This is a genomic window from Streptomyces sp. CNP082, assembly GCF_059570535.1.
The window spans coordinates 40,047-48,792 of record NZ_JCANSZ010000054.1 but is presented as its reverse complement, the minus strand read 5'-3'; the positions used below and the strand labels follow the sequence as shown (position 1 = coordinate 48,792).

7 protein-coding genes and 1 pseudogene are annotated in these 8,746 nt (G+C 72.6%); 5 read left to right on the top strand and 3 right to left on the bottom strand.

Annotated features, from left to right (window positions below; genetic code table 11):
• Positions 1–284 precede the first annotated feature (284 nt).
• Genes B124_RS30460 through B124_RS30445 form a run of 4 tightly spaced genes read left to right on the top strand, consistent with a single transcriptional unit; the run spans position 285 to position 4,718 of the window.
• Positions 285–1,844 carry an FGGY-family carbohydrate kinase gene (locus tag B124_RS30460; protein WP_496506213.1) on the top strand — a complete coding sequence of 520 codons (1,560 nt, stop codon included), beginning with the start codon at positions 285–287 and terminating at the stop codon, positions 1,842–1,844.
• A complete protein-coding gene (locus tag B124_RS30455) occupies positions 1,841–2,479 on the top strand; it encodes a histidine phosphatase family protein (RefSeq protein ID WP_496506212.1) in 639 nt (212 codons plus the stop codon). Before B124_RS30460 ends, B124_RS30455 begins: the two co-directional genes overlap by 4 nt.
• Complete coding sequence (locus tag B124_RS30450) at positions 2,476–3,504, top strand: 2-hydroxyacid dehydrogenase (protein WP_496506211.1); 1,029 nt, start codon at positions 2,476–2,478, stop codon at positions 3,502–3,504. The genes B124_RS30455 and B124_RS30450 overlap by 4 nt, the downstream gene beginning before the upstream one ends.
• Before the next feature lie 20 nt (positions 3,505–3,524).
• The gene (locus tag B124_RS30445) at positions 3,525–4,718 is read left to right on the top strand and encodes a hypothetical protein (RefSeq protein WP_496506210.1); all 1,194 of its coding nucleotides are present in this window, start codon (positions 3,525–3,527) and stop codon (positions 4,716–4,718) included.
• Positions 4,719–4,785: 67 nt separating this feature from the next.
• On the opposite strand, the gene msrB is transcribed toward B124_RS30445, so the two are convergent.
• Complete coding sequence (gene msrB / locus B124_RS30440) at positions 4,786–5,205, bottom strand: peptide-methionine (R)-S-oxide reductase MsrB (protein WP_496506209.1); 420 nt, start codon at positions 5,203–5,205, stop codon at positions 4,786–4,788.
• Between the two features lie 182 nt (positions 5,206–5,387).
• Between msrB and B124_RS30435 the strand changes: the two are divergent.
• Positions 5,388–6,609 (top strand): annotated as a pseudogene (locus tag B124_RS30435) (RNA-guided endonuclease InsQ/TnpB family protein).
• Positions 6,610–6,647: 38 nt separating this feature from the next.
• Here B124_RS30435 and murC read toward each other — a convergent pair.
• Positions 6,648–8,057 (bottom strand): UDP-N-acetylmuramate--L-alanine ligase, encoded by a 1,410-nt coding sequence (murC, locus tag B124_RS30430; RefSeq protein ID WP_496506208.1) that lies wholly within the window; start codon positions 8,055–8,057, stop codon positions 6,648–6,650.
• Positions 8,058–8,184: 127 nt separating this feature from the next.
• Positions 8,185–8,652 carry an indole-3-glycerol phosphate synthase gene (locus B124_RS30425; RefSeq protein WP_496506207.1) on the bottom strand — a complete coding sequence of 156 codons (468 nt, stop codon included), beginning with the start codon at positions 8,650–8,652 and terminating at the stop codon, positions 8,185–8,187.
• Between the last annotated feature and the right edge of the window lie 94 nt (positions 8,653–8,746).

Sequence of the window (8,746 nt, the reverse complement as noted above, 5' to 3'; positions counted from 1 at the left end):
CGCCGGCAGGCTTGTGCTGGCAGACTCCATGTCAGCCTCTCCGCTGCTAGACCCAGTGGGGAGGCACCCTCGTATCGGTGCCGGAGCGTGTCTGCCAGTCCGCTCACTGTTCGGCGCTCGACGGCGCTCAGCCCTGTCGACGGTCTCCACGCCCCGGGCAACCGCCGGATCCCGCAGAACTCATGCCGGACGTCATCAACGCGTCGAGCGAGCAGGGCGGTAACCCGGCGGCACCTCGGGTGCATCAGCAGTCACACGACCACCGACACAAGGATGGTGCACCAGTGAGCGACCCGGCTGACGACGCCTGGCTCGGCATCGACCTGGGCACCCAGGGCGTCCGGGCGGTGGCCGCCGACTCCGCGGGGCGGCTGCTCGGCGCGGGGACGGCCCCGCTGACCAGCAACCGGCACGACGGCCGCCACGAGCAGGACCCCGACGAGTGGTGGCGCGCGGTCTGCGCCGCGGTCGGGCAGGCCCGCACCGCGGGCGCAGAACCGCGGCGGATCCGGGCCGTGGCCGTGGACGCCACCTCCGGCACCGTCACCCTGACCGACCGGCGCGGACAGGCCGTCACCTCCGCGCTGATGTACGACGACGGGCGCGCCGCCGCCGAGGCCGAGAAGGTCAACGAGGCCGGCGAGGCGCAGTGGACCCGGGCCGGCTACCGGCGGATGCAGCGCTCCTGGGGGCTGCCGAAGCTGCGCTGGCTCCTCGACCGGCATCCGCGGGCCGCGGCGGACGGCTGGCGTCTCGCCCACCAGAACGACGTGGTCAACCGCCGGCTCGTCGGCCACGACGTGCCGGCCGACACCAGCAACGCGCTCAAGACCGGCGCCGACGCCGCCACCGTGACCTGGCCCGAGCAGGTCTTCGCCGACCTCGGCATCCCCGCCGAGGTGCTGCCCCCGCTGGTGGCGCCCGGCACCGTGCTCGGGGAGGTCTCGGCGGCGGCGGCCGAGGAGACCGGCCTGCTCGCGGGCACCCCGGTGGTCGCCGGGATGACCGACGGCTGCGCCGCCCAACTGGGCTCCGGCGCCACGGCGGTGGGGAGCTGGAACTCCGTCATGGGCACCACGCTGGTGCTCAAGGGCGTGACCGAAGAGCTGGTCCACGACCCGGCGGGCGTCATGTACTCGCACCGCTCGCCCGCGGGCACCTGGCTGCCCGGCGGCGCGTCCAGCGTCGGGGCCGGGCTGGTGGCGCGGGAGTTCGCCGGCGAGGACCTGGACCGGCTGACGGCCGAGGCGGCGAAGCTGCTGCCGACCGGGCTGCTGCGCTATCCGCTGGTTTCGCCCGGGGAGCGGTTCCCGTTCACCGCCCCGGACGCGACGGCGTTCCGCAGCCGGGAGGCGGCGGGCCGCGCCGAGGACTTCGCGGCGCTGCTGCAGGGGGCCGCGTACGTCGAGCGGCTCTGCTTCGACTACGCCGACCTGCTCGGGGCGCCCGCCACCGGGGCCGTCGTCCTCACCGGCGGGGCGACCCGCAACCCGGTGTGGAACCAGCTCCGCGCGGACGTGCTGCGCCGCCCGGTGACGCTGCCGAGGAACGCCCAGCCGGCGCTCGGCATGGCCGTCCTGGCCGCCGCCGCCCTCGACGACAGCGGCGGCAGCAGCGGCAGCGGCAGCGGCAAAGACAGCGACGGCAGCGGCAGTCCCGGCGCGGGCGGCGCCCTGGACCGTGCCGCCGCGGCGATGGTCCGGGCCGACCGCACCGTCGAGCCCCGCGACACGTACCGATCCGCCCACGACGAGGGCTACGTCCGGCTCGTCGACCTGCTGGCCCGGCGCGGCTGGCTGCCCGAGGTCGTCGCGGCCCACGCACGAGAAAGGACCGCGTCTTGAGCCTCAACGTCATCTTCGTCCGGCACGGGGAGAGCGTCTGGCACGGCGAGAACCGCTACGCCGGCACCACGGACATCGACCTCACAGAACACGGCCGCGCCCAGGCCGCCGCGCTCGCCGACTGGGCGGCGCAGGCGGGTCTTACGGGCGTGTGGTCCTCGCCGATGCTGCGCTGCCGGCAGACGGCTGCGGACTGCGCGGACCGCGCCGGGCTGCCGCTGCGCCTGGACCCGCGGCTGCGCGAGCTGGACTTCGGCGTCGCGGAGGGGCTGACCCGTGCCGAGATGCGCGAGCGGATGCCCGAGGCGGTGGCCTCCTTCGAGAACGACCCGGTGGGCAGCCACTTCCCCGGCGGCGAGGATCCCGCGGCGGTCGTCGAGCGGTACGTCGGCTTGCTGACCGACTTGCGCGCGGAGTACGACACCGGCGAGAAGGGCGACGGCCGGATACTCGTCGTCGCCCACTCCACCGCCATCCGGCTCACCCTGTGCCGGCTGCTCGACCTGCCGCTGCGCGACTACCGCCGCCGCTTCCCCCGGCTGGCCAACTGCGCCCTCAACGAGCTGGTCCTCAGCGACGGCACCCCCTCGCTGCTGACGCTGAACCGCCCCGTGACCCCCGGAGTCCCCGCGTGACCACCATCCTCGCCGCCGGCGACCACTTCGTCCGCAACGACCTGCTCCGCGACCGCATCCGCCCCCACGCCCCCGACGCGGCGTTCCGCGAGCTGACCCTGCCCTGGCCGGTCGAGCCGTTCGGCCCGGTGGCCGAGGTCCGCGAGGCGTCGGGGACGGAGGACCAGCTCATCGAGGCCCTGGACGGCGTCGAGGTCTGCGTGACGCAGATGGCGCCGCTGACCGAGCGCATCCTCGCCGCCAGCCCCGCCCTGCGGCTGTTCTGCGTCAGCCGCGGCGGCCCCGTCAACGCCAACCTCGACGCCGCCACCCGCCACGGCGTCGCCGTCACCTACGCCCCCGGCCGCAACGCCACGGCCACCGCCGAGCACACCGTGGCCCTGATGCTGGCCGCCGCCCGCCGGATCCCCGCCACCCACGCGGACCTGGCGGCCGGCACCTGGCGCGGCGACTACTACCGCTACGAGGCCGTCGGCCCGGAGCTGGCGGGCAGCACGGTCGGCATCGTCGGCTACGGCGCCATCGGCTCCCGCGTGGCCCGTATCGTCCGCGGCTTCGGCGCCCGCGTGCTCGTCGCCGACCCCTTCGCCGACGCAGCGGCCGTCGCGCCGGACGAACTGGTCGGGCTCCCCGAACTGATGAATCGTTCCGCCTTCGTCACCGTGCACGCCCGCGCCACCCCGCAGACCGAAGGTCTGATCTCCCGCGAGCTGATCGGCCTCATGCCCGCCGGCGGCGTCCTCGTCAACTGCGCCCGCGGCTCCCTCGTCGACTACGACGCGGTCTGCGACGCGCTGGACGACGGCCGGCTCTTCGGCGCCGCGTTCGACGTGTTCCCCGTCGAACCGCTGCCCGCAGACTCGCGACTGCCCCGTACCCCGGGCGTCGTGATGACCCCCCACCTGGCCGGCGCCAGCCGCCAGACCGCCCACAACGCGGCTGACATGGTGGCCGCCGAGGTCGGCCGGCACCTGGCCGGCCGCCCCCTGATCCACTGCGCGAATCCGGAAGTGCTCACCAGATGAACCCGTGGAAAGGAACCAGCATGCGCGGCAAGTTCCGTACGGCCAGAGCGGCCGTCGTCGCCGGCATAGCCGTCCCCGCCCTTCTGCTCACCGCCGCCCCGGCAGGCTTCGCAGCCGCCGCCCAACCCGCCGAGGTCTCCCCTGCATCGAAGCCGGCCCTGCCGGAGCTGCCCACCCACATCGAAGGCGGGGCGTGGCCGACGAGCCACGTCCAGGGCGTCACCGTCGACACCGAACGCGGCTACGTCTACTGGTCGTTCACGCAGATGCTGGTCAAGACCGACCTCGACGGCAACGTCGTCGGCACCGTCGAGGGCCTCACCGGCCACCTCGGCGACATCGACCTCAACAACCGCGACGGCCGCGTCTACGGTTCTCTGGAGTACAAGGCGGAAGAGGCGTTCTACATCGCCGTCTTCGACGTGGACAAGATCGACCGGGTCGGCATGGACGCCGAGACCGACGGCGTGATGACCGCCGTCCACCTCCAGGAGGTCGTCGACGACTTCACCGCCGACATGAACGGCGACGGCGTCTTCGACGGCGACACCGCGAACACCCCCGACCACCGCTACGGCTGCTCCGGCATCGACGGCGTCTCCTTCGGCCCGGAGTTCGGCAAGAGCGGCGGGGCGCAGAAGCTGATGGTCGCGTACGGGGTGTACTCCAACACCGAGCGCACGGACAACGACCACCAGGTGATCCTGGAGTACGACGTGCGCGACTGGGGCCAGTACGAGCGCCCGCTGTCGCAGGCCGACCCGCACCGCAGCGGCCCGAAGCGGCCCGGCGGCAAGTACTTCGCGTACACCGGCAACACCACCTACGGCGTGCAGAACCTCCAGTACGACCCGTACACCCGCAACTGGATGATGGCGGTCTACGACGGCAAGAAGGAAGGCTTCCCGAACTACTCGTTCTTCACCGTCGACGGTTCGAAGGAGCCGGTGCGCGGCGAGATCAAGGGCCAGGCGGAGCCGGAGACCGGCAAGCTGCTGACGCTGCGCGACGCGGGCCTGAACGACCCGGCGACGGGCCTGCGCGGCTGGGAGTTCCACGGCAACTACGGCATCGACGCGCTGGGCGACGGCCGCTACTACGTCGCCGAGGGCCACGCGGTGGACGACGGCGGCGTGAAGAAGAATGCGGGCGAGGTCTACCTCTACCGCTGGACGGGCGAGACCCCGGCCCCGTTCGAGCGCGTCGAGGACTGACGCGGGGAGGTTCTCGTCCCTCCCGGGCCCGCACGTATCGGGGGCGGGCCCGGGGGGTCCCCGGCGGTCACCGTCCGGTGGACTCCGCGGCAGGCAGCAGCCGCAGGGAGACGGAGTTGATGCAGTAGCGCTGGTCGGTGGGCGTCGGGTAGCCCTCGCCGGAGAAGACGTGGCCCAGGTGGGAGCCGCAGCGTGCGCAGCGCACCTCGGTACGGACCATGCCCAGCGAGCGGTCCTCGATCAGCTCGACGGCCTCACTCTGCGCGGGGTCGTAGAAGCTCGGCCAGCCGCAGTGGCTCTCGAACTTCTCCGTGGAGCGGAACAGCTCCGCGCCGCAGGCGCGGCACTCGTAGACGCCCTCCGCCTTGGTGTCGGTGTACTCGCCGGTGAAGGCGGGCTCGGTGCCCGCCTGCCGCAGGACGCGGTACTCCTCGGGCGACAGCTCCGTGCGCCACTGCTCGTCCGGCTTGTCGACCTCGTATGTCATCACATCTCCTTCGTGGATGCCGCCGGCTTCAGCCGGGAGAGGAATCGAAGTTCCCGCGTGTGCGGGGCAGGGAGAGCCGGATCGCCGTCCGGGCGATCCGCTGTCCACTAAAACGGCTGGTGAGGGACACTGCAAAGAGCAATCGGGGTCAACTGTCAGTCCTCCCCGGTAGGTTCTGGTGCATGACGACAGAGATGGCGACGGAGGCGGTCGGGCATGCCCGGTACACCTTTCGTCTCCGGTTGTCGTCCACGGCCCGTACGGCTCTTGAAGCTGAGTGGGGCCGGGTGCGGTGGGTGTGGAACGAGTGCGTCGCGAAGTCCCGGCAGGTGCACCGGCACAACCGGGCGACGGGCGAGCAAGCGACGTGCGGGCCAGTGCAGCTCGCGGCGCTGCTGACCCGGGCCCGCGCCCGTACGCCGTGGTTGCGTAAGGGGGCGTGTGTTCCGCAGCAGCAGGTGGTACGCGACTTCGGACGAGCCCGCGCCAAGGCGATCAAGGACATCAGGGCCGGGTTGCCGATGCGGCAGCGGGCGGGGATGCCCCGTTGGAAGAAGAAACGTGAGGCACTGCCCTCGCTCGAATACACCCGGCGCGGGTTCCGCCTGAAGGACGGCCGTCTGCATCTGGCGGGCGGGATCGTCGTACGTCCGGTGTGGTCGCGGGAACTGCCTGAGCCGCCCAGTTCGGTGCGGGTGTACCGGGATGCGGTGGGGCACTGGCAGGCGAGCTTCGTCGTCCCCGCCGTGACCGAGCGGCTTCCCGCCACCGGACGGGTGATCGGCATCGACTGGGGTGTGAAGGAGACGGCCACCACCACCTCCGATGACCACGACCTTCCCCACCCCCAGCACGGAAGGACCGCTGCGCAGAAGCTGGCCAGGTACCAGCGGATGATGGCCCGCAGGAAGCCGAAGCGCGGGCAGGCAGCGTCGCACGGCAACCGCGAAGCGAAGCGGCAGACGGCCAAGCTCCACCAGAAGGTCGCCCGGCAACGCCAGGACACCGCCCGCAAGTGGGCCAAGAAGGTCGTCCGTGACCACGATGCCCTGGCCGTCGAGGACTTCCGCCCGAGGTTCCTGGCGAAGTCGGCCATGGCCCGTAAGGCCGCTGACGCGGCGATCGGCGCCACCAAGGCGGCGCTGGTGGAGATGGGCCGCAAACACGGCCGGATCGTGCACCTGGTACACCCGGCGCACACCACCATGGATTGCGCAGACTGCGGAGCGAGAACCAAGCACGCGCTGCCTCTCTCGGAACGAACGTATACGTGCACCGCGTGCGGAGTGTCCCGGCCCCGGGACAAGAACTCCGCCCGCGTGATGCTCGTCCGGGCTGGTCTTCAACCCGGCTGGCGCTGACCGTGCAAGACCTGCACCCCCGGCGGGGAGGCAGGCGACGTGAGCCAGGAATCCCCTCGGCTACGAGGAGGAGGAGTCAACTCAGCCCTCCAGTCGGGACAGGATCCTCGGTCCCAGCTCGGTGACGTCTCCTGCCCCCATGGTCAGAACGAGATCGCCGGGCTTCGCCATTCCGGCGACGAGGCCGGGGACGGCGGCCAGGTCGGGTGCAAAGGTCACGTCGGCGCCCCGGGCGCGGGCGGCTTCGATGATGATGTCGCTGGTCACGCCGGGGATGGGGTCCTCCCGGGCGGGGTAGATGCCGAGCACGACGCAGGCGTCGGCGAGCGCGAGTGCGTGGCCCATCTCGGTGCCCAGCTCGCGGGTGCGCGAGAACAGGTGCGGCTGGAAGACGACGAGGATGCGGCCGGAGCGCCCGCCGGGGCCGTCGTCGGCGGCGGCCCGTACGGCCTCCAGGTCGGCGCTCATCTCGGTGGGGTGGTGCGCGTACGTGTCCACGACCCGTACGCCCGCGGCCGTGCCCTTCGGCTGCAGCCGCCGGCCGACGCCGGTGAAGGACGCCAGCGCCGGCGCCAGCTCCGCGGCGGGCACGCCGGCCGCGGCGCCGGCGGCGAGGGCGGCGACGGCGTTGTGGGCGTAGTGGCGGCCGGGGACGGAGACGCCGAAGGTGAGCTTCTCGCCGTCGAGGACCACGGTGACCTCGCTGGCCAGGCCGCGGGGGGTGACGGCGAGCACGCGCACGTCGGCGTCGGGTGACTCGCCGTAGGTGACGGTGCGCACGCCGCTGCCGGCCAGCCGGCGGGTCAGCTCGCGGGCGCCGGGGTGGTCGGCGGAGACGACGAGGGTGCCGCCGGGGACGATGCGGGCGGCGAAGGTCTCGAAGGAGGCGTAGATCTCCTCCAGCGAGGCGTAGTTGGCGTGGTGGTCCAGCTCGGCGTTGAGGACGATGGCGACCTCGGGCGCGTACTTGTGGAAGCTGCGGTCGCTCTCGTCCGCCTCGGCGACGAAGAGCTCGCCAGTGCCGTGGTGCGCGTTGGAGCCGGGGGCGTCGATGTCGCCGCCGATGGCGTACGACGGGTCGCGGCCCAGGGTGCGCAGGGCGACGGCGAGCATCGAGGTGGTCGTCGTCTTGCCGTGGGTGCCGGCGACGGCGATGGGGCGCAGCCCGTCCATGACGGCGGCCAGCGCGTCGGAGCGGTGCACGACGGGCAGGCCGCGCTCGCGGGCGGCTGCCAGCTCGGGGTTGTCCTCGCGGATGGCGGAGGAGACGACGACGGCGGTGGCGCCGGGGTCCAGGTGCCCGGCGGCGTGGCCGAGGTGCACGACGGCCCCCAGCTCGCGGAGCGCGGCGACGGCGCCGGACTCGCGGGCGTCACTGCCGGCGACGGCGGCGCCACGCTGGGCGAGGATCTTCGCGATGCCCGACATACCGGCGCCGCCGATGCCGATGAAGTGCGGACTCTCCAGCGTGGGCGGGATCCCCGGGGTCATGTGGTGCGCTCCTTGGGCTCGGGTCGGACGCGACGATTCTCGCACCCCGCTCCGTCATTCCGGGGCCGGACCGGGCGGCGGGCCCGCGTACGGGTGCCGGGGCGCGCCGCCGCGGCCCGGGGGCCGGTCAGCCCTCGTGCGCGAAGAGCTTCAGCACCGGCACGCCGACCTTGTGCCGGGCCCGGGAGGCCCAGTCGCGGTGGAAGAACTCCTCCACCAGGTGCGGCGCGGTGAGCACGATGACCTCATCGGCGCGGGTCTGCTCCACGACGGACTTCAGCAGGTCGAGCGGGTGCCGGTCGACGATCTCCCCGACCGCCTCCGCGCCCTTCTCGCGCAGTGCCTGCAAGGAGTGCTCCAGCGCCAGCTTGGCGGTGGGCAGCGCCTCGTTCCCCTCCGGCTCCTCCGACTCGCGGACCGCGTCCTCCAGCTCTCCGAGCGCTACGTCGTCGAGCGCCCGCAACAGCACTCCCTGGTCTCCGCGGGGTTGCAGCAGCACGACGAAGCTGACGGGCTCCTGCCCGTGGAGCGTGGTGACCATTTCCGCATCCACGGGTGCGAGCGGCTTCTCGATCATCAGCACGGTGGTGAACACGATGAACGCCCTTCTTCCGCACAGGCTCACAGACCACGCCAGAAACGATCCTGCCGACCTAGTCTGCCCCAGCACGGCTAAGCGGAACGCTATA